The organism is Allorhizobium sp. nf9_anc, assembly GCF_056323085.1.
On record NZ_CM150481.1, the window covers coordinates 2,877,802 to 2,903,385 of the forward strand.

General features: G+C 63.1%; 27 protein-coding genes. 9 read left to right on the top strand and 18 right to left on the bottom strand.

The genetic code is table 11. The features are described 5' to 3' along the window. Positions 1 to 69: 69 nt before the first annotated feature. From AC02Y0_RS14125 to AC02Y0_RS14145, 5 genes are all read right to left on the bottom strand, one after another. The gene (locus AC02Y0_RS14125; protein WP_476379515.1) at positions 70 to 777 is read right to left on the bottom strand and encodes an HAD family hydrolase; all 708 of its coding nucleotides are present in this window, start codon (positions 775 to 777) and stop codon (positions 70 to 72) included. Positions 778 to 798: 21 nt separating this feature from the next. Then, the gene (gene waaA, locus AC02Y0_RS14130; protein WP_476384040.1) at positions 799 to 2,118 is read right to left on the bottom strand and encodes a lipid IV(A) 3-deoxy-D-manno-octulosonic acid transferase; all 1,320 of its coding nucleotides are present in this window, start codon (positions 2,116 to 2,118) and stop codon (positions 799 to 801) included. Positions 2,119 to 2,273: 155 nt separating this feature from the next. Continuing rightward, the gene (locus AC02Y0_RS14135) at positions 2,274 to 2,510 is read right to left on the bottom strand and encodes a DUF4170 domain-containing protein (RefSeq protein WP_476379516.1); all 237 of its coding nucleotides are present in this window, start codon (positions 2,508 to 2,510) and stop codon (positions 2,274 to 2,276) included. Between the two features lie 62 nt (positions 2,511 to 2,572). After that, the gene (locus AC02Y0_RS14140) at positions 2,573 to 3,403 is read right to left on the bottom strand and encodes a 3'(2'),5'-bisphosphate nucleotidase CysQ (protein WP_476379517.1); all 831 of its coding nucleotides are present in this window, start codon (positions 3,401 to 3,403) and stop codon (positions 2,573 to 2,575) included. After that, entirely contained in the window at positions 3,390 to 4,736 is a 1,347-nt protein-coding gene (locus AC02Y0_RS14145; protein WP_476379518.1) for a TldD/PmbA family protein, read from the bottom strand. Before AC02Y0_RS14145 ends, AC02Y0_RS14140 begins: the two co-directional genes overlap by 14 nt. A gap of 135 nt (positions 4,737 to 4,871) precedes the next feature. Between AC02Y0_RS14145 and AC02Y0_RS14150 the strand changes: the two genes are divergently transcribed. Then, complete coding sequence (locus tag AC02Y0_RS14150; RefSeq protein ID WP_476379519.1) at positions 4,872 to 6,680, top strand: monovalent cation:proton antiporter-2 (CPA2) family protein; 1,809 nt, start codon at positions 4,872 to 4,874, stop codon at positions 6,678 to 6,680. A 3-nt stretch (positions 6,681 to 6,683) separates the two neighbouring features. On the opposite strand, the gene AC02Y0_RS14155 is transcribed toward AC02Y0_RS14150, so the two are convergent. From AC02Y0_RS14155 to AC02Y0_RS14165, 3 genes are read right to left on the bottom strand one after another with little or no spacing between them, the layout of a single operon-like run. Further along, positions 6,684 to 7,559: a patatin-like phospholipase family protein gene (locus AC02Y0_RS14155; protein WP_476379520.1), complete on the bottom strand. Its 876-nt coding sequence runs from the start codon at positions 7,557 to 7,559 to the stop codon at positions 6,684 to 6,686. 26 nt (positions 7,560 to 7,585) lie between these two features. Beyond that, positions 7,586 to 8,146 carry a 16S rRNA (guanine(966)-N(2))-methyltransferase RsmD gene (gene rsmD / locus AC02Y0_RS14160; RefSeq protein ID WP_476379521.1) on the bottom strand — a complete coding sequence of 187 codons (561 nt, stop codon included), beginning with the start codon at positions 8,144 to 8,146 and terminating at the stop codon, positions 7,586 to 7,588. A 6-nt stretch (positions 8,147 to 8,152) separates the two neighbouring features. Beyond that, positions 8,153 to 10,201, bottom strand: a complete 2,049-nt coding sequence (locus tag AC02Y0_RS14165) for a pseudouridine synthase (RefSeq protein ID WP_476379522.1) — start codon at positions 10,199 to 10,201, stop codon at positions 8,153 to 8,155. A gap of 69 nt (positions 10,202 to 10,270) precedes the next feature. Here AC02Y0_RS14165 and AC02Y0_RS14170 point away from each other — a divergent pair, with 69 nt between their 5' ends. Both AC02Y0_RS14170 and AC02Y0_RS14175 read left to right on the top strand, forming a co-directional pair. Next, entirely contained in the window at positions 10,271 to 10,723 is a 453-nt protein-coding gene (locus AC02Y0_RS14170; RefSeq protein ID WP_476379523.1) for a nucleoside deaminase, read from the top strand. Then, positions 10,723 to 11,043 carry a hypothetical protein gene (locus AC02Y0_RS14175; RefSeq protein WP_444557512.1) on the top strand — a complete coding sequence of 107 codons (321 nt, stop codon included), beginning with the start codon at positions 10,723 to 10,725 and terminating at the stop codon, positions 11,041 to 11,043. Before AC02Y0_RS14170 ends, AC02Y0_RS14175 begins: the two co-directional genes overlap by 1 nt. 21 nt (positions 11,044 to 11,064) lie before the next feature. On the opposite strand, the gene AC02Y0_RS14180 is transcribed toward AC02Y0_RS14175, so the two are convergent. From AC02Y0_RS14180 to ileS, 3 genes are all read right to left on the bottom strand, one after another. Further along, on the bottom strand, positions 11,065 to 11,547 hold the full coding sequence (locus AC02Y0_RS14180) for an N-acetyltransferase family protein (protein WP_476379524.1): 483 nt from the start codon (positions 11,545 to 11,547) through the stop codon (positions 11,065 to 11,067). A 68-nt stretch (positions 11,548 to 11,615) separates the two neighbouring features. Continuing rightward, positions 11,616 to 12,248: a hypothetical protein gene (locus AC02Y0_RS14185; RefSeq protein WP_476379525.1), complete on the bottom strand. Its 633-nt coding sequence runs from the start codon at positions 12,246 to 12,248 to the stop codon at positions 11,616 to 11,618. 136 nt (positions 12,249 to 12,384) lie between these two features. Then, positions 12,385 to 15,288 carry an isoleucine--tRNA ligase gene (gene ileS / locus AC02Y0_RS14190; RefSeq protein ID WP_476379526.1) on the bottom strand — a complete coding sequence of 968 codons (2,904 nt, stop codon included), beginning with the start codon at positions 15,286 to 15,288 and terminating at the stop codon, positions 12,385 to 12,387. Between the two features lie 317 nt (positions 15,289 to 15,605). Between ileS and AC02Y0_RS14195 the strand changes: the two genes are divergently transcribed. Further along, the gene (locus tag AC02Y0_RS14195; RefSeq protein ID WP_476379527.1) at positions 15,606 to 15,890 is read left to right on the top strand and encodes a YheU family protein; all 285 of its coding nucleotides are present in this window, start codon (positions 15,606 to 15,608) and stop codon (positions 15,888 to 15,890) included. Next, positions 15,887 to 16,174, top strand: coding sequence for a type II toxin-antitoxin system RelE/ParE family toxin (locus AC02Y0_RS14200; protein WP_476379528.1), 288 nt, complete (start codon positions 15,887 to 15,889; stop codon positions 16,172 to 16,174). Before AC02Y0_RS14195 ends, AC02Y0_RS14200 begins: the two co-directional genes overlap by 4 nt. Positions 16,175 to 16,189: 15 nt before the next feature. On the opposite strand, the gene AC02Y0_RS14205 is transcribed toward AC02Y0_RS14200, so the two are convergent. The 6 genes from AC02Y0_RS14205 to chrA all read right to left on the bottom strand — a co-directional run bounded on the left by AC02Y0_RS14205 (position 16,190) and on the right by chrA (position 20,822). Further along, positions 16,190 to 16,429: a BrnA antitoxin family protein gene (locus tag AC02Y0_RS14205; protein WP_476379529.1), complete on the bottom strand. Its 240-nt coding sequence runs from the start codon at positions 16,427 to 16,429 to the stop codon at positions 16,190 to 16,192. Between the two features lie 102 nt (positions 16,430 to 16,531). Continuing rightward, entirely contained in the window at positions 16,532 to 16,975 is a 444-nt protein-coding gene (locus tag AC02Y0_RS14210) for a DUF6691 family protein (protein WP_476379530.1), read from the bottom strand. Then, a complete protein-coding gene (locus AC02Y0_RS14215) occupies positions 16,975 to 17,403 on the bottom strand; it encodes a YeeE/YedE family protein (protein WP_476379532.1) in 429 nt (142 codons plus the stop codon). The genes AC02Y0_RS14210 and AC02Y0_RS14215 overlap by 1 nt, the downstream gene beginning before the upstream one ends. A gap of 112 nt (positions 17,404 to 17,515) precedes the next feature. Further along, the gene (locus AC02Y0_RS14220; protein ID WP_476379533.1) at positions 17,516 to 18,496 is read right to left on the bottom strand and encodes a bifunctional riboflavin kinase/FAD synthetase; all 981 of its coding nucleotides are present in this window, start codon (positions 18,494 to 18,496) and stop codon (positions 17,516 to 17,518) included. Positions 18,497 to 18,509: 13 nt separating this feature from the next. After that, positions 18,510 to 19,358, bottom strand: coding sequence for a TIGR01459 family HAD-type hydrolase (locus tag AC02Y0_RS14225; RefSeq protein WP_476379534.1), 849 nt, complete (start codon positions 19,356 to 19,358; stop codon positions 18,510 to 18,512). Positions 19,359 to 19,466: 108 nt separating this feature from the next. Next, complete coding sequence (gene chrA, locus AC02Y0_RS14230) at positions 19,467 to 20,822, bottom strand: chromate efflux transporter (protein ID WP_476379535.1); 1,356 nt, start codon at positions 20,820 to 20,822, stop codon at positions 19,467 to 19,469. A 151-nt stretch (positions 20,823 to 20,973) separates the two neighbouring features. On the opposite strand from chrA, the gene groES reads away from it, so the two are divergent. The 4 genes from groES (at position 20,974) to AC02Y0_RS14250 (ending at position 24,907) form a co-directional block, all read left to right on the top strand. Further along, a complete protein-coding gene (gene groES / locus AC02Y0_RS14235; protein ID WP_076392581.1) occupies positions 20,974 to 21,270 on the top strand; it encodes a co-chaperone GroES in 297 nt (98 codons plus the stop codon). Between the two features lie 68 nt (positions 21,271 to 21,338). Continuing rightward, positions 21,339 to 22,979, top strand: a complete 1,641-nt coding sequence (gene groL, locus AC02Y0_RS14240; RefSeq protein ID WP_102019372.1) for a chaperonin GroEL — start codon at positions 21,339 to 21,341, stop codon at positions 22,977 to 22,979. Between the two features lie 796 nt (positions 22,980 to 23,775). Beyond that, complete coding sequence (locus AC02Y0_RS14245; RefSeq protein WP_102019371.1) at positions 23,776 to 24,216, top strand: hypothetical protein; 441 nt, start codon at positions 23,776 to 23,778, stop codon at positions 24,214 to 24,216. Positions 24,217 to 24,457: 241 nt separating this feature from the next. Continuing rightward, positions 24,458 to 24,907 (top strand): DoxX family protein, encoded by a 450-nt coding sequence (locus AC02Y0_RS14250; protein WP_444557503.1) that lies wholly within the window; start codon positions 24,458 to 24,460, stop codon positions 24,905 to 24,907. A 74-nt stretch (positions 24,908 to 24,981) separates the two neighbouring features. On the opposite strand, the gene AC02Y0_RS14255 is transcribed toward AC02Y0_RS14250, so the two are convergent. Beyond that, on the bottom strand, positions 24,982 to 25,581 hold the full coding sequence (locus AC02Y0_RS14255; RefSeq protein ID WP_476379536.1) for a class I SAM-dependent DNA methyltransferase: 600 nt from the start codon (positions 25,579 to 25,581) through the stop codon (positions 24,982 to 24,984). Positions 25,582 to 25,584: the final 3 nt, after the last annotated feature.

A 25,584-nucleotide genomic window follows, 5' to 3' on the forward strand; every position in this document is an offset into this window, starting at 1 on the left:
TGCGCGCAACAAGAACCATTGCAACGCCGAACCGTCAAGCACAGGGGTGCCGAAATGGCACGAGCGCTGTCAGTTGAGGACGGCTTCGAGCTCGGTGATATCGGCGAGCACCATGTCGGAATGCAGGGTCAGCGTCTCCCGCGAGCCGGTTCCGGAGAGCACGCCGATCTTCAAGCCGGCGCCGGCATTCTTGCCCATATGCAGGTCGTGATTGTTGTCGCCGACGACGGCGACTTCTGCCGGTGCGAGCCCGGTCGCGGCACAGAAGCCGAGCACCATGCCGGCTTCCGGCTTCTTGCCATGACCGCTGTCATAGCCGGCAACGAAAGCAATATAAGGCAGGATGCCGAAGCGTTCGGCGGCGACCCGGATCGAGCGCTCATTGTCGCTGGAGGCGATACCGAGGCGAAGCCCCTTGCCGTGCAGGCGGGCGAAAAGCGGCTGGAGTTCGGTCACAGGCACCGACAGTTCGGCGGCCTTGGCGAAGCAATCATCGATCTTCGGCACCAGAGCTTCGAGCGCGAAGGGCGAGCCGGCATTGATCATGCCTTCTGCAATCTCGACCGTGTTGCCGGCAGCGAACAGGCTGTCCGGCACGATGGCACCGCTTAACGGATCCATGCCGCAGGCGAGCAGCAGACGATCGGCGAGTTTCTCGTCGCCATCGGCGGCCATCAGCGCCACCTCGCGATTGACCGGCCCCCAGCTCGCGTCGAAATCGAGAAGCGTGCCGTCCTTGTCGAACAGGATGCCGGCAATCTTTTGCTTCTGCTGCATGGGGAAGATCCTGTTGGAGGGTCAGCTCTGGCTGGCGGTGCGCGGCTCGAGCTTGGCCTTGACGGAGAGAGGGCTGATATAGGGCTCGAGACCCTTCAGCGTCGCGCTCAGGGCGCCGCGCATTTCTTGCATGCTTTCAAGGCCTGCATCGATCATCTTCGAGCGCGCCACCTCGTTGTTGAGGAGGAAGTGGACGGCCTTGGCCAGCATTTCGGCATCGCGGACGATTCGAGCGGATCCCTTGCGCACGAGGCGCTGGTAGCTTTCGCGGAAATTGCTGACCTGCGGACCGGAGAGAACCGCGCAGCCGAGCATGGCCGGCTCCAGCGGGTTCTGGCCACCATCGGCGGCAAGCGAACGGCCGACGAAGGCGACTTCGGTCAGGCGCAGATAAAGGCCCATCTCGCCGATCGTGTCGCCGAGGAAGACATCCGTCTCGGGCGTGATGACATCGCCGCGCGTGCGGCGGGCAACCACGAGGCCCTTTTCGACCAGCATGGCCTCGATCTCGTCGCTGCGCTCGGGATGGCGTGGCACGAGCACGGTCAACATGCCCGTGTGGGCTTTCAGAGCCCGATGCACCATGGAAGCGATCTTCTCTTCGCCATCGAAGGTGGAGATGGCGGCCCAGGTCTTGCGGTCGCCGATCTGCTGGCGGTAGCGCTCCAGAACCTGCTCGTCGCACGGCGGTGCATCGCTGTCGACCTTGATATTGCCGGAGACGCTGACCGGCCAAGCGCCGAGATCGCGGAAGCGCTCGGCATCGAGATCGGACTGGGCGATGACCAGCGCCAGCTTGCCAAAAAGCGTTTCGGCGATCGACGGATGCCGCTTCCAGCGATCGAAGGAACGATCGGACATGCGGGCATTGACGAGGATCTGCGGAATATGGCGGCGATGGAGTTCTGCCAGCGTCGTCGGCCAGATCTCGGATTCCACGCCGATGGCGATATCCGGCTGCCAGTAATCCAGGAAGCGGCGGATCGATGGCAGGAGGTCGAGCGGCACGTATTGGTGAAGGACCATGTCGCCGAGACGGTTCTTGGCCACTTCGGCCGAGGTCACGGTGCCGGTGGTCAGAAGCACGTGGATATCGCGGCGGCGCAGTTCGCGCATCAGCGCGACAACGGCTGTGGTTTCGCCGACGCTTGCGGCGTGGATCCAGACGAGCGGACCGGCGGGGCGCGCAAGGCTCGCATGGCCGAAGCGCTCTCCGCGGCGGGCCTTGTCTTCCTTGCCCTTGGCCGCACGATAGGCAAGCATTGGCCCCGACAGCGGATAGGCCGCAAGGCCTAGCCAGCCATAGGATGTTAAGGCGAAGGAGGCTAGGCCATCGCTCAGTGCCATCGATCGGACCTGCTCATCTTCATCGACAATGCCATTCTTCCCGGTCAGGAGGCGTCGCTACGCAACAAGAGAGATGCAAGAAGACTGAGTTCAAAACGTGACCCTTACGGGTCGTCCGGGCGGTCTTTGGAAAACCGCCGGCCTTCGACTTACTTGTCCGAAGGGTTCAGCATTCGGTGCATGTGGACGATGAAATAACGCATATGCGCGTTGTCGACCGTCGCCTGAGCCTTCGCCTTCCAGGCGACCAGGGCGCTGGCGTAGTCGGGGAAGATGCCGACAATGTCGAGAGCGTTCAGATCACGGAACTGGACCTCTTCGAGGCTCGACAGTTCACCGCCAAAAACCAGATGGAGAAGCTGCTTGTTTTCGTTGGTTTCCGTCATAGTTGCGGCCTTTTCTCATTCTCAGTCAGTCGGCTTTCATCTGCGCGATTTCGCTGCAAAGGTCAACTCCGAGGAATTCGCGTGATGTTCTTGAGCAATGCCGGAAGAAGCTCCGCCGATGCTGCACAGAGCACCGGATGGGTCACGTCTTCGCGATTATATACCAGCGCCTGCCCGTCGAGATCGGTGATCGAACCGCCGGCGCGCGCAAGGATCAGATCGGCCGCCGCCAGGTCCCAGTCGTGCGAGCTCTTCTTGACCAGGGTGGCGTCGATGCGCCCGTCGGCCACGAGCGCCAACCGGTAGGCAAGCGACGGGATATGCTCGACGCGTTCGATGCGGGGCCTCAGCACCGGGCTGAAGCTGGCAACCATGTCCTGGGCCGAGGCGACCTTCAGGCTGCCTTCGATACCGGCCGTGGAGACCGTGATATCCTGGCCGTTGCGGCGGGCGGGGCCATCGGCTGTTGCGGTGAACTCCTCCCCAAGCGACGGTGCCACGAGGATGCCAGCGACGGGTTTGCCCTTGTGGACGACAGCCACCGAGACGCACCAGGTGTCCTTGCCGGCCAGGAAAGCGCGGGTGCCATCGATCGGATCGATGACGAATAGGGTCTCGCAGGAGAGGCGCGCCGGATCGTCGTCTGTCTCCTCCGACAGCCAGCCGTAATTGGGCCGGGCGTGGCGGAGGATTTCCTCGAGGATCTTGTTGGCGGCGTAGTCGGCGGCGCTGACCGGCGAACGGCCCTCGTTCTTCCACCAGACTTCCGGCGACTGGCCGAAATGGGCCATGGCCACCTTGCCCGCTTCCCGGGCTGCGTCGGTGATCAGGGCGAGGTCGGCCTGCCAGTCGAAGCGCAGCCCGTCCTTTGTCTGTCCGTCAGAGCCCGGCAAGGGTCATGCCCTCGATGGCGAGCGTGGGGGCGGCGACACCGAACTTGCGGTCGATGTCGTTCGCCACCGTGATCCGCATGAACATGTCCTTGAGGTTCGATGCGATGGTGATCTCCGACACCGGATAGGTGAGCTCGCCGTTTTCGATCCAGAAGCCGCTGGCACCACGGCTATACTCGCCAGTGATCATGTCGACGCCCTGGCCGATCATGTCGGTAATGTAGAGGCCGGTACCGACGCTGCGGATCAGCTCTTCCGGAGAGATGTCACCGGGTTCCAGCGCCAGATTGGTGGAGGACGGAGACACCGAGGTGCCGCCACGCACGCCACGGCCATTGGTCTTCAGACCAAGCTCGCGGGCGGCAGACGAGGACAGGAACCAGTGCTTCAGCACCCCGTCCTCGATCATCGTCAGCGGCTTGCCGGAGATGCCTTCGCCATCGAAGGGACGCGACGAGGAGCCACGGACCTTCAGCGGATCATCGGTGATGTTGAGGCCAGCCTTCAGGACCTGCTGGCCCATCTTGTCGCGCAGGAAGGAGGTCTTGCGGGCGACCGAGGCTCCATTGATGGCGCCGGCAATGGTACCGGCGAAGCCGCGCGCGACGCGCGGATCGAAGACGACGGTGAGATTGGAGGCCGTCGGGACCTGGCGCGGGTTCAAGCGGCGGATCGCCCGCTCGGCGGCGCGGCGACCGATTTCTTCCGCGCTGTCGAGCTCGGCGAAATAGAGACGGCTGTCGAAATCGTGGTCACGCTCCATCTTCGTGCCCTCGCCGGCGATGACGCCGACCGAGCGGGAGAAACGCGAGCCGGCATAGCTGCCGGAAAAGCCGTGCGAGGTGACAAGCACGAGGCCACCCATACCGGCCGAGGCACCGGCGCCGAGCGAATTGCTGACACCGTTTACCGAACGGGCCACCTCTTCCATGGCGAGCGCGCTTTCGCGCAGCTGGTCGCTCGACACCTCGGTATCGTCGAAGAGCTCAAGATCGGGGATGTCGCGGGCAAGGTCGCTCTCGTCGGCAAGGCCGGCAAAGGGATCCTCGGGCGAGACTTTGGCCATCGCGACCGCGCGCTCGGCAAGCGCCGTGAGGTCGAAGCCTGGATTGGCCGAAACGCTCGCCACCTGGCGGCCGATGAAGACGCGGAGCGAAAAGTCGTCGCTCTCGGAAGCCTCGGTCGACTCGACCTTGCCGAGGCGGACGCTGACGCCCTTGGAGCGGGAGCGCACGACCACCGCATCAGCCTTGTCCGCACCCGCCTTTATGGCGAGATCGACAAGCTGTTCGGCGCGTTCTAGGAGATTGGCGGAATCGATTTGATTGGGCATGGGTTGGCCTTTCCTTCCTGCTCCATTTATTGTGCCTGAGATGGGGCATCAAGGGCGGTTCGGGCTTTTCCGTTCACTTGCCCGGCATAGGTTCCATTCCAGTCCGCTCGATCCCGGAAAACGAGGAGAATACCCTTGGCCAGCGCAACCGAAGCCCTGTTCGCCCAACCGCTGCTTCTTCTCGGGGGAGCGGTCATCGCAGCGCCGATCTTTCGCAAGCTGGGTCTCGGAACGGTGCTCGGCTATCTGGCCGCCGGCGTGGTGATCGGCCCCGTCCTGCACCTGATCGGCGGCTCCGGTGAAATCCTCGCGGTCGCCGAACTCGGGGTCGTGCTGCTGCTCTTCATCATCGGGCTCGAACTGAAACCGAGCCGCTTGTGGCACATGCGACGCGACATCTTCGGGCTGGGCACGAGCCAGGTGGTGCTGACAGGTCTCGTCGTGACGGCGCTGGTCTATGCGGCAGGTCTGCTCGACTGGCGCGGCGCGCTGGTTGCCGGCTTTGGCCTCGCGCTGTCATCGACCGCCTTTGCGCTGCAATTGCTCGAAGACTATGGCGATATGAACAGCCGCTACGGGCAGCGCTCCTTCTCCATCCTGCTCTTCCAGGATCTCGCCATCGTGCCGCTGCTGGCCATGGTCACGGTCCTGAGCTCCCAAGGCGGCGAGGCGCAGCAATCGCCGCTGATCGAAATCGGGATCGCCGTGGCTGCCGTGATCGGGATGATCCTTGCCGGGCGCTATCTGCTGACGCCGATGTTTCAGATCATCGGCCGGACGGGTGCCCGCGAGGTGATGATCGCAGCCGCCCTCTTCGTCGTGCTCGGATCCGCCTACCTGATGCAGGTGGCCGGACTTTCCATGGCCATGGGCGCTTTCCTTGCCGGCGTCATGCTGGCCGAATCCTCCTATCGCCACGAGCTGGAGGCGGATATCGAGCCTTTCCGCGGGCTGCTTCTGGCGCTCTTCTTCATTGCGGTCGGGCTATCGATGGAGCTGCAGGTCATCGTCGACAACCTCGCACTTATTGTCGTCGCCGTGCCCGTGCTGATGGCGGTGAAGGCGCTTGTCATCTACACGATCTGCCGCCTCTCGGGATCCTCGCGCAACGACGCCATCCGGATCGGCATGCTCTTGCCGCAGGGCGGCGAATTCGGCTTCGTCCTCTTCACCACCGCCGCGGCCGCCGGCCTCTTCTCGGGCGCGCAGTCGTCGCTTTTGATCTCGATCGTGACGCTCTCCATGGCGCTGACGCCGCTGACGGCGAAGATCGGCCAGCGCCTCCTGGTGCGGGAGACGGGCGAGAAGGAGGAGATGGAAGAGGATTTCGAAGGTGCAGGCTCCGACGTGCTGATGGTCGGCTTTTCCCGCTTCGGACAGATTGCCGCCCAGATCCTGCTCGCCAGCGGGCGCGATGTCACCATCCTCGACGACAGCCCCGACCGCGTGCGACAGGCGTCGACCTTCGGTTTCCGCATCTATTTCGGCGATGGCACCCGGCTCGACATGCTGCGCGCCGCGGGCATCGAGAGGGCGAAAATCGTCGCCGTCTGCACCCATAAAAAGGAGATCACCGACAAGATCGTCGATCTCATTCGCTCCGAATATCCCGACGTGCGCCTTTTCGTCCGTTCCTATGATCGCATCCACAGTCTCGAACTGCGGGCTCGGGACGTGGAATACGAAGTGCGCGAAACCCTCGAATCCGGTCTGCTCTTCGGCCGTCGCACGCTCGAAGGGTTGGGTGCCACGGAGGACGAGGCCTATGAAATCGGCGAGGACATCCGTCGCCGCGACGAGGAGCGCCTGAGGCTTCAGGCCCAGGAGGGCATTCTCGCGGGCCGGGAACTGATTCACAAGCGGCCGGTGAAGCCGGAGCCGCTGATCAAGCCGAAGAAGCCCATCCAGACCGTGGAAGCGGAAGAGGAGGTCCCCGCCGCCTGATCCTCAGCGGCGCACGAAATCTTCCATGCGCGCGGCAAGCTCCCGCTTCAGCGGGTCCTTGAGGCGATCGGAGATTTCGAGGATCTGGCGCGCCTTGAAGAAGTCGAGGACCTTGTAGGCGTTCACCTCAGGCCGGATGTAGATGTCCGGCTGGCAGATCTTCATCTTCAGGGCGATATGCGACTGCATCATCAGCTGAGAGGCGCCGAACAGGCTGTCGATGCGGTTGGGGACCGCCGAGCCGTCTCCCTCGGGCGCGCCGATCACGTCGATGGCGACCATGATGTCGACCTTGCCGACCAGGTGATCGTAGGGCACCGGATTGAAGATGCCGCCGTCGATCATCAACCGACCGTCGATGGTGACCGGGGCGAAGAGTGCGGGAATGGCGGCAGATGCCGACAGCGCCTCGTAGAGATCACCTTCGCTGCGCATCAGTTCGCACTGGCCGTAATAGTCGGTGGCAATGACCGTCAGCGGCAGTTTCAGGTCGGCAAAGGTGTCGGGGATCTGGGGCGGCAGGAAGGCCCGCAGCAGGCGCGGCAGATTGAACTGGCCGAAGCGAAAGCCGCCAAGAGCACGGATGCTGGCGGGCCTCAGGCTCCAGAAGCGGTTCAGCACCAGCGACCTGTTGTCGGCGAGTTCGAGCGCATAGTCGCGGATGTCGCGGCCGCTCATGCCGGCGGAGTAACCGGCGCCGAGGATCGCGCCCATGGAGGAGCCGGCGATCAGCGCGGGCTTGATGCCCAGTTCGTCGAAGACCTCGAGCACCGCGATATGCGAGAAGCCGCGCGCGCCCCCTGCCCCGAGGGCGAGGCCAATGGTCGGATCGGCCTTCACGGCTGTTGACGGGATCGGGGTTTCAGCGACGAGATCCATGGGCCAGCTTTTCTCCGTTTGGGGGATCAGGCTGGCCTATAGGAAAAGAAGTACATTTTCGTGTCACCGAAGGTGCGCTCTTCCAGGAAGGCGAAAACAGGATCGACGGAAACCTGCACGTCGCCGCGCTCTTCGAGGATGACGAGGGCGCCCGGCGCGATCCAGCCGCCCTGATGGGCCGACGTGAGCGCCTTTTCGCCGAGACCCTTGCCATAGGGCGGATCGGCGAAGACCAGTTCGAAGGCGTCGATGTTGTTGGACGGGCCGAGATCGGTGGCGTCGCGCCTCAACATGCGAGCGCGGCCATGCAGGCCGAAGGCATCGATGTTTTCCCAGAGCAGGCCACGGCCCTCGACGCTGTTCTCGACAAACAGGGCCGACTTGCAGCCCCGCGACAGCGCTTCTATGCCGACCGCACCTGTGCCGGCGAAGAGGTCGAGGATGCGGGTGCCATCGAGCACGCCCGGATGGGCGTGCGCGAGGATGTTGAACAGGCTTTCCCGTGTCCGGTCGACGGTCGGCCGGATGTCATTGGACTTGGGCGTGGCCAGCGTGCGGCCACGAAACTCACCGCCAACGATGCGCATGACGGCTTACCTCTTGCCCTTGGGCGCGCCCGTGCGGGGACCGGAGGGCTTGCCGCCCGGGCCACCAGAGCGTGGGCCACCGGCAGGCCGTCCGCCCGGCTTGCCGCCGAAGCTTTTGCCGCCACCAGGCTTGCCGCCAAATGACTTGCCAGCAGGTCTGCCAGCCGGCTTGCCGAAGGACTTGCCAGCGGGCCGGTCACCGAATGGACGGTCGCCCGCAGGTCTTGCGCCACGCGGCTTGTCGCCGAAAGGCCTGTCGCCGGCCGGACGCTCGCCCCGGGGACGATCATCACGGGGGCGGTCATCACGCGGTCTGGCGTCACGGGGACGGTCGTCACGCGGCCTGTCATCGCGGGCGCGATCCGGCGTGAACCGTTCCGTGCGCGGACGATCCGGCTTGTCGCCGAAAGGTTTGCGAGGACCGCGATCGCCAAAATCCTTGCGGGGGCCGCGGTCACCGAAATCTTTGCGTGGACCACGGTCTGCACCTTCACGGCGCGGCGCGCGGTCATCGCCTTCGCGGCGTGGTGCGCGTTCTGCGCGATCGCCGAAATCACGGCGCGGGCCGCGATCGGTTCCTTCGCGGCGCGGGCCACGGTCTGCGCCCTCGCGGCGCGGAGCACGGTCGTCACTGTCGCGACGGGCGGGACGGTCGCCGAAGCCACCGCGCTTTTCGCCACGGCCGCCATCGCGACCGCCGGGCTTCTGGTCCGGGCCGTCGGCGCGGATCCAATCACCCTCTTCGTCACGGGCGCGGGTGATCTGGACCGTGGAGGTCGGACGGTCGTCAAAACGTTCGGCGGGCTTTGCGCCACGCGGATCGGGCTTGCGGCGGGCAGCGGCAGCGGCTGCCTTTTCTCCGAGCGGACGGGCGCCGGGCGCCATCCAGACGTTTGCGGTCCGGCCCTTGGTGTTGGTCACCGGGCGCTTCGGCTTGTCGCCAAACTTGTCGCCAGGCTTGCCATCGTCGCGGCGGGTGTCGAGACGTCCAAGCGCGCGCTCGCGCTTGTCACCCTTGTCAGCCCAGTCCTTCGGCGCGGCGCGCTTCTTGTCTGCCGGGCGCTCGTCACGACCCCAGTCGGCCTTCGGCTCGCGGCCAGGCTTCTTGGCCGGTGCGGCAGGTGCGTCCTCGTCGTCCGTTTCGACGCCATGGGCGTAGATCGGCGCGTCGAAATTGGCCTTGGATTCCTCGATCAGGCGGGGGCCGAGCTGGTCGCGCAGCATGCGGCCACGGACTTCGAGCACCTGGCCTTCCGGCAGATCGCCGAGCTGGAACGGGCCATAGGAAATGCGGATCAGGCGGTTGACCTCGAGACCGAGCGCGCCGAGCACGTTCTTGATCTCGCGGTTCTTGCCTTCGCGCAGACCCATGGTGATCCAGACATTGTGGCCCTGCTCGCGGTCGAGCGTCGCATCGATCGCGCCGTAGAGCACGCCGTCGACGGCAATGCCTTCCTTCAGCGCATCGAGTGCCGGCTGATCGACATCGCCATAGGCGCGCACGCGGTAGCGGCGCAGCCAACCGGTGGTCGGCAGTTCCAGAACGCGGGCGAGACCACCGTCATTGGTGACCAGCAGCAGGCCTTCGGTGTTGATGTCGAGGCGGCCGATGGACATGACGCGCGGCAGGTCTTCCGGCAGGTTCTCGAACACCGTCGGACGGCCTTCCGGATCGGAATTGGTCGTCACCAGGCCGGCCGGCTTGTGGTAAAGCCACAGACGGGTGCGTTCGATGCCGCGGATCGGCTGGCCATCGACCTCGATCTTGTCGGCCAGCGTCGCGTTCAGCACGGGTGTTTCGAGCACCTTGCCGTTCACGGCCACGCGGCCTTCCATGATCATGCGCTCGATATCGCGACGCGATGCAACGCCAGCGCGGGCGAGGAGCTTCGAGATGCGTTCGGGCTTCATCGTGTCGTCGCCAGCCGGCGCCTCGGCGCGCGGGGCGCGGGCGGGCTTGTCTGCGGAGGCTGCGGACGGCTTTCTGGTTTGCGGCTTGCCGCTGCGGTCGGAGGGCTTGCCCCCCGGACGCCTGGACTTGTCTTTGAATGTCATTTGCTGTTTGCCTGTCGTTTGGGCTGTCGTATCAGAGCGCGCGGCTCTGGTTAAGTGGAAAGTTCGTGCATGGGGAAGACAAACGGCTTCATGGAAGCGGCCTTTGAGGAGGCTCGCGCCGCAGGCGAGCGCGGCGAGGTTCCGATTGGCGCCGTGGTCGTGCATGACGGCGAGATCCTCGGGCGCGCCGGCAACGAGACGCGGGCGCTGAACGATGTCACCGCCCATGCCGAGATCCTCGCCATCCGGCGGGCGGCAGCCGCCATCGGTGACGAACGGCTCATCGACGCCGATCTCTATGTCACCCTCGAGCCCTGCACCATGTGCGCTGCGGCAATCTCCTTTGCCCGGATCCGGCGACTCTATTATGCTGCCGGGGATGTGAAAGGTGGCGCGGTGGAGAATGGCGTGCGTTTTTACCACCAGCCGACCTGCCACCACGTTCCGGAAGTCTATTCCGGCATTCGCGAAAGCGAAGCTGCCGAGATGCTTCGGGGCTTCTTCCAGGAAAGGAGGGACTGATGATCTTTGTTGCGCTCATCGCGTCTGTCGCCGGCATGGTCGCCATTGCGGTCTGGGCCTATCGCCATGTGGCGCCGGATACCGATCGCCTGCCGATGCAATGGTCGGCCAACGGCACCGTCAACTGGCGGGCACCGCGGCTGGTTGCGATTGCCGCGACCCCAGTCCTGATGCTCACACTGATCGCGCTGATCTTCGTGTTTTCCCGCCATGACCATGCCGAACGTGACATGGCTCTGCTCTGGATATCCTTCATCGCGCCTGCATTGCAGGCGCTGCATATGGCGCTGGTGGCGCGCACGGTCGAAAACGAGGAATAGGAGCGCGGGCTGCTCGCTGCTTCAGGCGATGCCGGCAAAGTCCCTGAGCGCCTGGCCGGCCATGCGGTAGCGGATCCATTCCGACTGCGGCTCGGCACCGATGGCATCATAGACGCGGATCGCTGGCTCGTTCCAGTCGAGCACGCTCCATTCGAAGCGGCCACAGCCCTTTTCGACGGCAATCCTTGCGAGATGTTTCAGCAACATCTTGCCGGCACCCGTGCCGCGATAGTCTGGCGAGACATAGAGATCCTCGAGATAAAGACCGTTTTTCGCTTGCCAGGTGGAATAGCTGTAGAACCAGACGGCAAAGCCTGCCGGTCGACCATCGCTTTCCAGGATCACCGCCTCGGTGACCGAGCCTTCGCCGAAGATCGACGCGCGGATCGTCTCTTCCGTCGCCTCCACCTCGTGGCCCGCCTTCTCATAGACGGCGAGCTCGGTGATGAAGCCGAGAATGGTGGCGGCGTCTTCAGGCGTGGCGGCGCGGATGGTGAAGGACATGGAAACACCTCAAGCAAAAGGGCAGGTCGTTTCCGCCCTGCCCTGGAGAATTTGAAATCGAAATGCGCTTATTGGAAGGGCATCCACCAGGAGCTGTTCTGCTGTGCAGCCTTGGCTTCCTTCTTGCGGCGCTTTTCCTTCTTCTGTTCCGGCTCACCGAGATCGGTCAGCGCCACGTCCTGGGTCTGGCGATATTCGGTCGGCGGATCGGAGAGAAGACGGCGCTGGTCGAGATAGGCGCCCTTCTGCAGCTGGCGGGCGTCGCGGAAGGCCTGCCACTTCTGGGTTTCCGTCATCGTGCCGGCGGTGCCGTAACCGGCGAGCAGCGGCGAACGATAACGCGGGTTATCGGCATTCGCGTCGGCTTCGGCCACGAGACGTTCACGCGCCTCTTCCGGCGATTCCACCCATTCCGGATTGTTTTCGCGGCTGGCGACGGATGCCTGCGGCGCGACGAGCGCTGCGGTCTGCGTGCCGCCCGGGGGAAGCACGAGGTCAGGACGCGGATTGTACTTGGTACCCTTGTTGGCAGCCTCGCGCGGGGCGATCGACACGGCCGAGCCGACGTCGTCCACCAACTGCTCCATCGCCGTCTTGTCGGTGCCATAGGTCGGGCTGCCGACGCAGCCAGACAGGCCAGCGGTTGCGCCGAAAAGACCAACCACACCGAGGCCAACTCTGAACAAATATGCCGAATTCATGAATGCCTACCAGCCTCGCCGCAGTTACATCAGTCATGCCGAATGCTAGCGACCAGCCCTGCCGGTCGATTTCGGCCAATTTCAGGCAGTTTTACCGGATGACCCACGAAAGCGCAAATCATCCGGTCACATTTCCTTATCCGAGTGCTGCAAGCTCGCGCAGCGCCTGGGCGTCGCGGGCCGAAACATCGGGGTATTCAGCGTCGGAGCCGACATCCCTGGTGATCTTCCAGGAGCGGGCGCACTTGGTGCCCTCGGCCAGCTTCGGCTCGACGGCGACCTTCGTGCCATCATCGAGACGGAACGCTTCATCAGGGCCTTCGCCTGCGACAACCTGGATATCCGAGGTGATGCAGATCTCGGCGAAGTCGAGGCCATCAAGCGCCTTCAGAAGCTCGGCATCGGCGACATGGACGACCGGGGCTGCTTCCAGCGAGGAGCCGATGCGCTTTTCCTTGCGCTCGATTTCCAGGGCACCGGTGACGGCACGGCGGACGGCGCGTACGCCCTTCCACTTTTCGGCAACCGCCTCATTCGACCAATCGGACGGAACCGTCGGGAACTGTTCGAGATGCACCGACTCGGCGTTCGGATCGCGCGACAGCCAGGCCTCTTCCGTCGTGAACGGCATCATCGGGGCAAACCACAGGACCAGGCAGTCGAAGAGCTTGCGGATGACGAAGAGGGCCGAACGGCGCTTCAGGCTCGACGGGGCCTCGCAATAGAGCGTGTCCTTGCGGATGTCGAAGTAGAAGGCCGAGAGCTCGACATTGGCGAAATCCGAGAGTGCACGGACGATGCGCTTGAAGTCGAACTCGTCATAGCCCTTGCGGACGATCTGATCGAGCTCGGACAAGCGATGCAGCATCAGCTTTTCGAGTTCCGGCAGGTCGGCATAGGCGATCTCGTCGCCATGGTCATGGGCGAGCGTGCCGAGCATCCAACGAACCGTGTTGCGGATCTTGCGGTAGCTGTCGATATTGGTCTGGATGATCGTCTTACCGAGACGCTGGTCTTCCCAGTAGTCGGTGTTCATGACCCAGAGGCGCAAGATATCGGCGCCGGATTCCTTCATCACGTCCTGCGGCGTCACCGTGTTGCCGAGCGACTTCGACATCTTGCGGCCGTCCTCGGCCATTGTGAATCCATGGGTGACGACGGCATTATAGGGTGCACGGCCACGGGTGGCGCAGCTTTCCAAGAGCGACGAATGGAACCAGCCGCGATGCTGGTCGGAGCCTTCGAGATAGACATCGGCCGGCCACTTGAGGTCCGGACGATCTTCCAGCGTGAAGGTGTGGGTCGAACCAGAATCGAACCAGACATCGAGGATGTCGGTGACCATCTGCCACTTTTCGCCGTCATGCTCGCCAGCCAGGAAACGCTCCTTGGCGCCTTCGGCGAACCAGGCATCGGCGCCTTCGACTTCGAAGGCTTCGAGGATGCGGGCGTTGACCGCCTCATCCTGCAGAACATTGCCTTCGGCATCGGCGAAGACGCAGATCGGCACACCCCAGGCGCGCTGGCGGGACAGCACCCAGTCCGGACGCTGCTCGATCATGGCGCGCAGACGGTTCTGGCCGCCGGCGGGGACGAAGCGGGTCTGGTCGATCGCGGAGAGCGCGCGGGTGCGCAGCGTCGTGCCGTCGGCGAGGTCCTTGTCCATGTAGACAAACCACTGCGGCGTGTTGCGGAAGATGACCGGCTTCTTGGAGCGCCAGGAATGCGGGTATTCGTGCTTGATGCGGCCACGGGCGAACAGATTGTTGGCCTTGATCAGCGCGTCCATCACGCGCTTGTTGGCATCACCCTTCTTGCCGTTGTCGTCGAGCACGCGGGCAGCACCGCCTTCGGCCGACGGGCCGAAACCGGGGGCGTCTTCGGTGTAGAAGCCGGCATCATCGACCGGGAACGGGATCTTGACGTCGATGCCGCGGGCTTCGAGCGCGCGGACATTCGCCATCCAGGCTTCAAAGTCTTCGCGACCATGCGACGGCGCAGTATGGACGAAACCGGTACCGGCGTCATCGGTGACGTGGTCGCCGTCAAGCATCGGGACGGCAAAGGTGTAGCCGAGGTCGGCCAGCGGGTGCGCGCAGGTGATGGCGCCGAGTTCAGCACCGGTCACGTCGCGGACCAGCTTGAAGGTGACCTTGGCCTTGGTCGCAGCGTCTTCCGCGAGGCGCTTGGCGAAGATCAGCTTTTCGCCCGGCTGCGGGCCGAAGTCATTGGTGGCTTCAGTGATCTCGTAGAGGCCGTATTCGATCTTCGAGGAGTAGGAGATCGCCCGGTTGCCCGGGATAGTCCACGGGGTGGTCGTCCAGATGACGACGGCAGCCGACTTCAGATCGGCGGCGCCCTCGACCACCGGGAACTTCACCCAGATCGTGTCGCTCTCGACCTCGGCATATTCCACTTCCGCCTCAGCCAGCGCAGTGCGCTCGACGACCGACCACATGATCGGCTTGGAGCCGCGATAGAGCTGGCCGGACATGGCGATCTTCAGGAGTTCGCCGGCGATGCGGGCTTCCGAGTGGAAGGCCATGGTCGTGTAGGGATTGTCGAAGTCACCCTCGATGCCGAGACGGCGGAACTCGTCCGACTGGATGTTGATCCAGCCTTGCGCGAACTCACGGCATTCCTTGCGGAATTCGTTGACCGGGACCTCGTTCTTGTCCTTGCCCTTCTCGCGGTACTTTTCCTCGATCTTCCACTCGATCGGCAGGCCGTGGCAGTCCCAGCCGGGCACGTAGTTGGAATCGAAGCCGCGCATCTGGAAGGAGCGGGTGATGACGTCCTTCAAGACCTTGTTCAGCGCATGGCCGATATGGATGTTGCCGTTGGCATAGGGCGGACCGTCATGCAGGACGAATTTCTCGCGGCCGGCAGCCGAGGCGCGCAGGCGCTTGTAGAGGTCCATCTGCTTCCACTTCGCCGCCATTTCCGGCTCCTTCTGGGGAAGGCCGGCGCGCATCGGGAATTCGGTCTCGGGCAGATAGAGGGTCTTGGAGTAGTCGATCTTTTCAGGGGTATCGGTCATGGATCAGCCATCGAATGGGGCGACCTCAAGCGGTCGCGGAATTATGTCATGGATTGGCGGCAAGCGGGCGCTAAGGCTTTCAGACCCAACGCCAAAAACCCGGACCTTCCCGCAGCTCTTCAAGCCGCCGGGAGGGCCGGGCCAATAATTCGAATGATCCGGGCCGCCGAAAGATACGTCATGGCCGCGTTCTTTAGGGGTTTTTCGCGCCAAAAGGAAGGGGCAAGATGGGCGAGATGGACAGGCAGATGGGACATGCCTAGACTGTGTTCATCACCCCATGTCAGCGGGCCACACAGGATCAGGGCGGAGACGGCATGACACGCAAAGCGCAGCTCCAGATCGACCTCGACGCCAAGCTCGCCGATGATTTTGCTGCGGCGGTTTCATCCCAACAGACGTCCGAAAGCGAAGTCCTGCGCGAGATGGTGCAGGATTATGTCGAGCGGCAGAAGGTCGATAGCGGCTATCGTCAGTTTCTGGAGGCCAAGGTCGCGCGTGGCCGCGAGGACGTGGCGGCCGGGGAGGTCATCGCAGCAGACGACGCCGAACGGATGTTTGCTGAGCGACGGGAACTGGCTCTCAAGGCGAGCCGCCCATGATCGTTCGATGGACGCGCCAGGCTGTCAGTGACCGCGCTTCCATCTTCGACTACCTCGTGGCGAAGAATCCGCTGGCCGCACTGTCCATCGACCACAGCTTCGAACAGGCCGCCATCCAGCTTGGTCAGTTTCCTCATTCCGGCAAAATCGGCTTGGTCCTTGGCACCCGCGAACTTCTGCCGCATCCCAGCTATCGGCTCATCTATGAGGTAACTGACGGCCAGCTCGCCATCCTCGCGATCGTCCATACCTCACGGCAATGGCCACCGACCGACCGCGATTAACGGAACCCGGCGACTTTACTCGCCACCGTTTGCTTCAACGACCGCGCGCAGGGCGTCGTTGATCCGGTCCTGCCAGCCGGGGCCGTCCTTCTGGAAATGGGCGAGCACGGCGCTGTCGAGCTTGATCGAGACGAGTTCCTTGACGTCGGGTGCCGCGCGGCGTTCGACCACCGGAGCTGCCGGCTTCTTCACGGGCTTGAACAGCGCCTCGGCGGCATCCTTCGGGTTTATGGGTCTGCGTGGCGTCATGGCCATGGGGTGCCTTTCCGGCTGTCTCAAGTGATTTGCTGGCCGCACTAGGCGGCAATGCGACCTAACCGTCAAGCGGTGATGGCCGGCGTTTCCACCGGGCACTGCTCAGCCTGAGCGTGAAAGGTCGGCGAAGAAATCAGCCTTCGCGAGCCTTCGGGCGATCAGAATACCGACAAGCAGGGCTGCCACGAAGATGGCGGCCGACGCGTGGCCGAGGCCGAGTGCGGGGATCGAAGCGCCGGGGCAGAAGCCGGCAATGCCCCAGCCAATACCGAAGACGGCAGAGCCGCCGATCAGCTTTGCATCAATGGCGCTCGCCTTTGGCAGGCGGAAGCCCTGATCGAAGAGCGGCTTGTTGCGCATCCGGAAAAGGAGGGCGTAGCCGGGGGCTGCCACCGCCAGCGCACCGGCCATGACGAAGGCGAGGCTCGGATCGAAACTGCCGGCGAGGTCGAAGAAGTTCAGGACCTTGGCGGGGTTCGCCATGCCGGACAGGGCGATACCGGTTCCAAAGAGGGCACCGATCAGGAAAACGATGAGGAAGCGCATCAGATCGTGGCCCCGAAGACGTGACGGATGAGAAACACGGTGAGGATGGCGAAGGCCATGAAGGTGGCGGTGGCCGCGATCGAGCGCCGCGAGAGGCGCGCCATGCCGCAGATGCCGTGGCCGGAGGTACAGCCGGAGCCGAAGGTGACGCCGATGCCGGCGATCAGCCCGCCGACGATGAGAGCTGTGGTGGACACAGGAACCGCGTATTCGACCTCGTAGCCACTAAGCGTCAGCGCAAGCGGTGCGAGGATCGCGCCGGCGAGGAAGGCTGTTTTCCAGGACCAGTCCGAGCCGAGCGGCGGCAGGATGCCACCGATGATCGCGGTCATGCCGGCAATCCTGCCCCAGGTGAGCATCAGGAGCAGCGCCGAGAGGCCGATCAGCAAGCCTCCGGCAAAAGACATCAATGGGGTGAATTCGGTCAAGGCAGTCTCCAGCGTCGCCCGTTATTCACGAGCCTATCTTACATATCGCCATGCATATGTGACGCTGAGCGTATCGGCAACTCACATCGCTGAAAACGCTTGGGGGCCTTGGTCAGAAGGCGATTGCGGCGTCCAGCGGACCAATCGGCGAAACGGCCGCGAGAAGCGCCCTCGCCTCCTCCGCATCCTTGTGGATCTGGGCGACGAGCGGTTCCAGCCCATCAAACTTCCATTCGTCGCGCAGGAAGCCGAAGAGCGAGACGGAGCAGACCTCGCCATAGAGATCGCCGGAGAAATCGAAGACGAAGGTTTCGAGCCAGGGATCGCCATTGCTGGTGACGGTCGGGCGATAGCCGAAGCTTGCGACGCCATCGCGGATGGTGCCATCAGGGCGGCGGAAGCGGACGGCATAAATGCCGGGCTTGAGCGTCGCTTCCGGCGGTAGATGCATGTTGGCGGTCGGGAAACCGAGGGTCCGGCCAAGCTGCTGGCCCTTCATGATCTCCGCTTCGACCGTATAGCGATAGCCGAGGAGACCGGCGGCCTGGGCAACATCGCCGTCTGCGATCAGGCCGCGGATACGGCTCGAGGAGATGACCTCGGCCCCCTCGTCACGGAATGCATCGACAAGGCTGACGCCGAAGCCGTGGCGGCTTCCGGCCTGCATCAGGTAGGCGGGACCGCCCTCCCTGCCCTTGCCGAAATGGAAGTCGAAGCCGGTTACGACTTCGCGTGCACCCAGCCAGTCGCCGAGGATCGACTGGACGAAATCTTCGGCCGAGCGCTGCGAGAATTCGCGGTCGAAGGGATATTCGATCACCGAATGAAAGCCCATGGCTTCGAGAATGCGAGCGCGCAAGGACGGCGGCGTCAGGCGGAAGACCGGCTTGTCGGGATTGAAAACGGTGCGCGGATGGGGCTCGAAGGTCAGCACCAGAGCCGGCACACCGAGCGCTTCGGCACGCTCCAGGGCGCGGTGGAGCACCGCCTGATGGCCGCGATGCACACCATCGAAATTGCCGATCGCCACCACGCCGCCGCGCAAGGCAGCCGGCAGTGGTTCTTTCTTCTCGTTGCGGTGAAAGACGGTCATCGCAGGTCCCGCCTCATGCCAGCCTGTGCATCCAGAATTGCGGCGCGACCTTTTCGCGGTCGAGAAAGAGCTTGAGCCGCGCCTCGTCGGTCACATTATTCGTCGCGTAGTCGGCAGCGTGGATGCCACCGGAGATGTAGAGGAGATCGAGGCCGGCATCGACGGCACCCTTGACGTCGGTCGGCATGCCGTCGCCGATGGCGAGCACGCGGGACTTATGGAATTCGCCGCGGGCTTCGCGGGCGGCCGCCAGCGTCGCCTCATAGATCGGCGAGTGCGGCTTGCCGGCAATGCGGGTCTCGCCGCCGAGTACGGTGTAGAAGGCGGCAACGGCGCCGGCGCAGGGGATGATGCGGTGGCCGCGCTCGACGACCAGATCCGGATTGGCACAGATGAGCGGGACCTTGCGGGCGACGAAGTCCGTCAGCATCTCGCGGTAGTCTTCCGGCGTCTCCACCTCGTCATCGAAGAAGCCCGTGCAGACGACGCAATCGGCCTCTTCCTTCGACACCACCTCGACGTCGAGACCGTCGAAGAGCGGCAGGTCGCGCTCGGGGCCTAGCAAGTAGACCTTCTTCGGGCCGGCGGCGATCAGGGTGCGGGTGACATCGCCCGAGGTGACGATACGGTCATAGGCTGTGTCGGGAACGCCGATGGCACGCAGCTGCGGGATGACGCCGATGGCAGGCCGCGGCGAGTTGGTGATCAGCACGACCGTGAGCCCCTTTTCGCGGGCGGCCGTGAGGGCTTCGCCGGCGAGCGGGAAGGCGTCGATGCCGTTATGCAATACGCCCCAGACGTCGCAGAGAATGACGTCGTAAGCGTCGGTCACGTCGCCGAGGGTGGTAATGCTGCGGGTCATCATCTGTCCTGACTGCTGAATGTGTGTCCGGTGACATGGCAAAGGACGGGCGGCAAGGCAAGGGGCAAGCGTCGCGACGCCCGAAAATGGCAGCCGTTGCCTTCAGCGTCAGAGAAGGAAACGGGCCGCCAACCCGAGTGCTCCTGCTGCGATCAGCGTCTTGCCGATGCCGAGATGGAAGCGGAAGATCATGACGGCCGAGATGACGGCGATGACCAGAGCCTGCCAGTCGAGCGAGGACCAGACCGGCTGCGGAACGGAGAGTGTCAGCGGTCCAAGATTGACCAGATCGACAGGTTCCACCCGGGTGAAGACGACATGCAGTGCGAACCAGACGGCGAGATTGAGGATGACGCCGACGACGGCCGCCGTGATCGCCGAGAGGGCTGCACTCAGCAGTCGGTTGCCGCGCAGGCGCTCGATATAGGGGGCACCGGCGAAGATCCAGATGAAGCTCGGGATGAAGGTGGCCCAGGCGGCAATGAGACCGCCAAGCAGGCCGCCGACCAGCGGATCGAGCGCCCCGCTCTGACGGAAACCGGCCAGGAAGCCGACATAGGAGAGCACGAGCACCAGCGGTCCCGGCGTCGTTTCCGCGAGTGCGAGACCATCGAGCATTTCGCCGGGTTTCAGCCAGGCATAGTGATCGACCGCGACCTGGGCGACATAGGCGAGCACCGCATAGGCGCCGCCGAAGGTGACGAGCGCCATCTTGGAGAAGAATAACTGGATCTCGGGAAGTGCGCTTTCCGGAAGGGTCAGCCACAGGATTGGCAATGGTGCCAGCCAGACGGCGATCCAGAACAGAAGTGCCGCAAGTTGGCGCATGAGGGGTGGCCGCGCGCTTACATCTTCGACGATCTCGCCAGCCGCCGAGGGAGTGCCGCGGGCATGGACAAGGCCAATTGCGGCAGCGGCAAGCACGACGAGCGGGAACGGCAAAGAGAAGAAGAAGAGCGAGATGAAGGCCGCGGCAGCGAGGCCTCGGTGAAAGCCGGTCTTCAGCGCCCGCTTGCCGATGCGGATGACAGCCTCGACGACGATGGCAAGCACGGCAGCCTTGAGCCCGAAGAAAAGGCCGGCGACGAGGCCCGTTTCCTGATAGAGCGCATAGAGCGTGGAGAGACCGAGGATGACGGCGAGGCCCGGCAGAACGAAGAGCAGGCCGGCGACGATGCCGCCGCGCACGCCATGCAGGAGCCAGCCGATATAGGTGGCGAGCTGCTGGGCTTCGGGTCCCGGCAGGAGCATGCAGTAGTTCAGCGCATGCAGATAGCGTTCCTCATTGATCCAGCGCTTTTCCTCGACGCAGATCTTGTGCATCAGCGCGATCTGCGCCGCCGGGCCGCCGAAGGACATCAGGCCGATGCGGGCAAAGGCGGAGACGAGTTCGGGAAATGTCGGTGAAACGGAAAGATCGCTGGAGGCTTCGGTTGCGTGAATGTCGGTGGATTTCGCCGGCATGCAGCAGTCCCTTTTTTCACGAGCGCGCTTGACTCGTCCGCAGGCTGTTCTTATCTCAGCCTCGCTGGCACTCTCCAGGGGGGAGTGCTAACAAAATCGATGCGATGCCCTGTCAGGGATCGCGAATGTCATTTGATCGAGGGATTAGACAATGGCAAGCACAACTTTCCGTCCGCTTCATGACCGCGTTGTAGTCAAGCGCGTCGAGTCCGAAGCCAAGACCAAGGGCGGCATCATCATTCCCGATACTGCCAAGGAAAAGCCAGCTGAAGGCGAAATCGTCGCCGTTGGCCCGGGCGCCCGCGACGAAAGCGGCAAGCAGATCGCTCTCGACGTCAAGGTCGGCGACCGCGTCCTGTTCGGCAAGTGGTCCGGCACCGAGGTCAAGCTCGATGGCGAAGACCTGCTGATCATGAAGGAAGCCGACATCATGGGCGTGATCGGCTGATTTAGCCGGATACCCCTTCTTCCTTTTTAACCAAGTCAACAATGGGCTAGAAGCCCGGGAGTTTGAACATGGCTGCTAAAGAAATCAAGTTTGGCCGCACCGCGCGCGAAAAGATGCTGCATGGCGTCGACATCCTCGCAGACGCCGTGAAGGTAACGCTCGGCCCCAAGGGTCGTAACGTCATCATCGACAAGTCCTTCGGCGCACCGCGCATCACCAAGGACGGTGTGTCCGTTGCCAAGGAAATCGAACTGGAAGACAAGTTCGAGAACATGGGCGCCCAGATGGTCCGCGAAGTTGCTTCGAAGACCAACGACATCGCCGGCGACGGCACCACGACCGCAACCGTTCTTGCCCAGGCCATCGTTCGCGAAGGCAACAAGGCCGTTGCTGCCGGCATGAACCCGATGGACCTGAAGCGCGGTATCGATCTGGCCGTTGCTGAAGTCGTCAAGGACCTCCAGGCCAAGGCCAAGAAGATCTCGACTTCGGAAGAAGTTGCCCAGGTCGGCACGATCTCGGCCAATGGCGACACGCAGGTCGGCAAGGACATTGCCGAAGCCATGCAGAAGGTCGGCAACGAAGGTGTTATCACCGTCGAAGAAGCCAAGACCGCTGAAACCGAACTCGAAGTCGTCGAAGGCATGCAGTTCGACCGCGGCTACCTGTCGCCCTACTTCGTGACCAACCCGGAAAAGATGGTCGCCGATCTCGACGACGCCTACATCCTCCTGCACGAAAAGAAGCTCTCGAACCTCCAGGCCATGCTGCCGGTTCTCGAAGCCGTCGTTCAGACCGGCAAGCCGCTCGTCATCATCGCTGAAGACGTCGAAGGCGAAGCTCTTGCAACGCTCGTCGTCAACAAGCTGCGTGGCGGCCTGAAGATCGCTGCCGTCAAGGCTCCTGGCTTCGGCGATCGCCGCAAGGCCATGCTGGAAGACATCGCCATCCTCTCGGGCGGCACTGTCATCTCGGAAGACCTCGGCATCAAGCTCGAGTCGGTCACCCTCGACATGCTCGGCCGCGCCAAGAAGGTCTCGATCACCAAGGAAAACACCACCATCGTTGATGGTGCTGGCCAGAAGTCCGACATCGAAGGCCGCGTTGCCCAGATCAAGGCGCAGATCGAAGAAACCTCTTCGGACTACGACCGCGAGAAGCTGCAGGAACGTCTTGCCAAGCTCGCTGGTGGCGTTGCCGTCATCCGCGTTGGCGGCTCGACCGAAATCGAAGTCAAGGAACGCAAGGACCGCATCGACGACGCGCTGAACGCAACGCGCGCCGCCGTTCAGGAAGGCATCGTACCGGGCGGTGGTACCGCTCTGCTGCGTTCTTCCACGAAGATCACCGTCAAGGGTGCAAACGACGACCAGGAAGCCGGCATCAACATCGTTCGCCGCGCCCTCCAGTCGCTGGTTCGCCAGATCGCCACCAACGCTGGTGACGAAGCTTCGATCATCGTCGGCAAGATCCTCGACAAGAACGAAGAAAACTACGGCTACAACGCCCAGACCGGCGAATTCGGCGACATGATCGCCATGGGTATCGTCGATCCGGTCAAGGTTGTCCGCACGGCCCTGCAGAACGCAGCTTCGGTTGCTTCGCTGCTGATCACCACCGAAGCCATGATCGCCGAACTTCCGAAGAAGGAAGCTGCTGGCGGCATGCCGGGCGGCATGGGCGGCATGGGCGGCATGGACATGATGTAAGACCTCCGGGTCTTACCATCAGGTCCATAAAAGCCGCCCATCACTTAAAGTGCTTCAGCGCGTCAAGCGCGCTGAAGTGGCGGCATGGACATGATGTAAGACGTCATGGTCTGACATCTGAGCCATCCGGTTCAGTCTTTCGGAAGGGCGGCCCTCGGGTCGCCCTTTTTGCGTTTTCGGCTCAGCCACCGCGCCCAAATTTAGCATCGGTTTTGGCTGGGTCCGACGGTTGACACCAAAGTCTCTAATATAACAATGTATGGGGAATCGCAGGCAACATGCGAGATGTGAGGAACCAATGCATGGCATCGCCATCATTATTTCATATATTTCTAATACTCGTCAAAGATAGACTTGGGAGAGTTCTGCACCAAAACGAGGCATCGACCGTTTTCACGCTGAATAAATCGTGGTATCCAAGTCGTTAACTCCGGCGTGTTCAGAATGTTCGTCTTCAACCTTCTTGTGGGGGAAGGTTGAAAAACTTGCTTGGTGCAACGTGCACCACCTGATGACGTGCGTCTCTGCGGCCGGAGCAGCACGCGACGATGCAGACCGTCCAGCTTTGTCAGTCGGGTCGACTGTCGGGTCTGGCGCTCGATGGCATGCCTTCCCGAACAGGGGCGGGAGAGCATGGTTCAGGCGGTTCCGATTGGAATCGCTTGCAGAGCATGGCGGACGGATATCCGTTCGTTGAAGTGGTGCCGGCCTGGCCGGATGGGGGTTCGGCTGAGGGGTAGAAAACTCCCGGCCGTAGGAATTGGGGCCAGTTCTGGCTATCGACTTGGGGAAAGCCTTGTTCAAAATAGCAAATGCAGATCTTGCGACCACCTTCAGGGTGAGCGAACAGGATGGAGACGGCCTGCTCGGACAGCACGCCTGCCGCTTTGGCCTGTCGGAAGACTGGACCGGTGACCTGACCAACGGGCTGTTGAAGCTCGGCAACCACGCCAAGACCCTGCATGGGCTCGAAAACCATGAATGCGGCCTGCTGACGGTGATGCGTTGCTACGAACCGGGTGACCGTGGGCACATCCTGCGGCTTTTCGAACAGGCCGCCACACAGCCGTCGCGCTTCTGCTATTCGACAACGATCGTCTCGGGCTCGCAGCATCGGCAGCCGGTGTTCTGCATCGGCGAGTCCTCCGGCTTCGAGGGCAGCAGCGGCAACATGGTCGGGCTCTTCATCTTCCCGCGTTTCCAGCTTCCACCGACGGTTTCCGTATTGCCGGTCTGAGCTACCTGCTTTCGCAGACATGGTGTTTTTGACGAGCGGACGTCCGCTGGGCGGCCAATGCGCGCGGTTGTAACTTAAATCCGAATAGCGAACGAGGCTTGCACTGTCGTTTCGTTTTTGTGAACGAACAGTCAAAGACTGTTAACCTATGCCTGTGACAAAAAAGCAGGCATCAAGGCGGCAGTTACTGGAACCGCCACGGCTGGGGGTTTCAGCGTCAACGCTAAACGGAGTTCCCCCAATGTCCGCCACCAACAATGGCCTTCTCGTTCTCGTCCGCATTCTCCTGTCCTTCATGTTCATCATGGCTGGCTACGGCAAGCTCGCCGACCCGGCTGGCACCGCCGGCATGATCTCGGGCGCCGGCCTGCCTGCCGCCGACCTCCTGGCCTATGCTGCCGGTCTCTATGAACTGGTTGCCGGTCTCTTCATCCTCGTTGGCTTCCAGACCAAGATCACTGCCTGGACCGTCGCTCTGTTCTGCGTCTTCACTGGTCTCGTCTTCCACACCGGCACCGTTGCCATCGAAGGCTGGCCGGAAGGCGCTCTCGGCTGGATCAACACGCTGAACCAGATCATGGTCATGAAGAACGTCACGCTGGCCGGCGGTTACATCGCGCTTGCCATCACCGGCGCCGGCGCCTACTCGATCGACGCCCGCCGCGGTTCGGCTTCTGCCGTCGCTGCCTGATATCCCTGCCCCAAAAGGCAAAAAGAAACCCGCTGGAGCGATCCGGCGGGTTTTTTCGTGTCTGTGATTTCGACTTAAGACTTTCGCGCGAGCCAGACAGTCGCGCAACCGCATGAGGGATCTTCGACCACGTGTCGCAGGACCTCAAAGCCGTGCTCCGACAGGAGCGACCGATACTCCTCGGGATCGAGGCTCGCGTGATACATCGGCTCGCCCTCGAACTCGCCGATTGCCACGGCGGCTGCCGGTCCCGATGTGAACATCAGGGTGCCGCCGCTTGCGGCATGGGATGCAAAGCGCGGAAACATCGCCCGCTGGGCATCGGGCGTGAGATGGAAGAAGCTGTGCCAGGCGACGATGGCATCGAATGTCCGCCCCAGCGCCAGCTCCCGCATATCGCCGACATGAAAATCATGTGCCGGAAACCTTTCCCGGCAAAGGCGGATGAGGGGGGCGGAGACGTCCAACCCGGTGACGACAAAGCCCCGACTGATCAGGTCCGCCGCGATGGGTTCGCCGGAGCCGCATCCGATGTCGAGTACATGGGCACCGGGAGACAATGGCGCTACAAGCAAGTCCAGCCAGGGGCGCTCGAAGCCGTTCTTCCCGCGCACGCGATCAAAGGCCTCTGCATGACGCGCATACAATCCGGGGATGGCATCCGCGTGTGACATTGG

Excerpts from the sequence above, each read along its gene's own strand:
- AC02Y0_RS14210 (WP_476379530.1), bottom strand. The coding sequence starts at position 16,975 with ATGCGCTTCCTCATCGTTTTCCTGATCGGTGCCCTCTTTGGAACCGGT.
- AC02Y0_RS14200 (WP_476379528.1), top strand. The coding sequence starts at position 15,887 with ATGATCGTTCGATGGACGCGCCAGGCTGTCAGTGACCGCGCTTCCATC.
- AC02Y0_RS14145 (WP_476379518.1), bottom strand. The coding sequence starts at position 4,736 with ATGCCCAATCAAATCGATTCCGCCAATCTCCTAGAACGCGCCGAACAG.
- chrA (WP_476379535.1), bottom strand. The coding sequence starts at position 20,822 with ATGCCGGCGAAATCCACCGACATTCACGCAACCGAAGCCTCCAGCGAT.
- AC02Y0_RS14135 (WP_476379516.1), bottom strand. The coding sequence starts at position 2,510 with ATGACGGAAACCAACGAAAACAAGCAGCTTCTCCATCTGGTTTTTGGC.
- rsmD (WP_476379521.1), bottom strand. The coding sequence starts at position 8,146 with ATGCGCATCGTTGGCGGTGAGTTTCGTGGCCGCACGCTGGCCACGCCC.
- AC02Y0_RS14220 (WP_476379533.1), bottom strand. The coding sequence starts at position 18,496 with ATGACCGTCTTTCACCGCAACGAGAAGAAAGAACCACTGCCGGCTGCC.
- AC02Y0_RS14250 (WP_444557503.1), top strand. The coding sequence starts at position 24,458 with ATGTCCGCCACCAACAATGGCCTTCTCGTTCTCGTCCGCATTCTCCTG.
- AC02Y0_RS14175 (WP_444557512.1), top strand. The coding sequence starts at position 10,723 with ATGATCTTTGTTGCGCTCATCGCGTCTGTCGCCGGCATGGTCGCCATT.
- AC02Y0_RS14170 (WP_476379523.1), top strand. The coding sequence starts at position 10,271 with ATGGGGAAGACAAACGGCTTCATGGAAGCGGCCTTTGAGGAGGCTCGC.
- AC02Y0_RS14125 (WP_476379515.1), bottom strand. The coding sequence starts at position 777 with ATGCAGCAGAAGCAAAAGATTGCCGGCATCCTGTTCGACAAGGACGGC.
- AC02Y0_RS14205 (WP_476379529.1), bottom strand. The coding sequence starts at position 16,429 with ATGGCCATGACGCCACGCAGACCCATAAACCCGAAGGATGCCGCCGAG.
- AC02Y0_RS14165 (WP_476379522.1), bottom strand. The coding sequence starts at position 10,201 with ATGACATTCAAAGACAAGTCCAGGCGTCCGGGGGGCAAGCCCTCCGAC.
- AC02Y0_RS14180 (WP_476379524.1), bottom strand. The coding sequence starts at position 11,547 with ATGTCCTTCACCATCCGCGCCGCCACGCCTGAAGACGCCGCCACCATT.
- groL (WP_102019372.1), top strand. The coding sequence starts at position 21,339 with ATGGCTGCTAAAGAAATCAAGTTTGGCCGCACCGCGCGCGAAAAGATG.
- AC02Y0_RS14185 (WP_476379525.1), bottom strand. The coding sequence starts at position 12,248 with ATGAATTCGGCATATTTGTTCAGAGTTGGCCTCGGTGTGGTTGGTCTT.
- ileS (WP_476379526.1), bottom strand. The coding sequence starts at position 15,288 with ATGACCGATACCCCTGAAAAGATCGACTACTCCAAGACCCTCTATCTG.
- AC02Y0_RS14225 (WP_476379534.1), bottom strand. The coding sequence starts at position 19,358 with ATGACCCGCAGCATTACCACCCTCGGCGACGTGACCGACGCTTACGAC.
- AC02Y0_RS14195 (WP_476379527.1), top strand. The coding sequence starts at position 15,606 with ATGACACGCAAAGCGCAGCTCCAGATCGACCTCGACGCCAAGCTCGCC.
- AC02Y0_RS14255 (WP_476379536.1), bottom strand. The coding sequence starts at position 25,581 with ATGTCACACGCGGATGCCATCCCCGGATTGTATGCGCGTCATGCAGAG.
- groES (WP_076392581.1), top strand. The coding sequence starts at position 20,974 with ATGGCAAGCACAACTTTCCGTCCGCTTCATGACCGCGTTGTAGTCAAG.
- AC02Y0_RS14155 (WP_476379520.1), bottom strand. The coding sequence starts at position 7,559 with ATGGATCTCGTCGCTGAAACCCCGATCCCGTCAACAGCCGTGAAGGCC.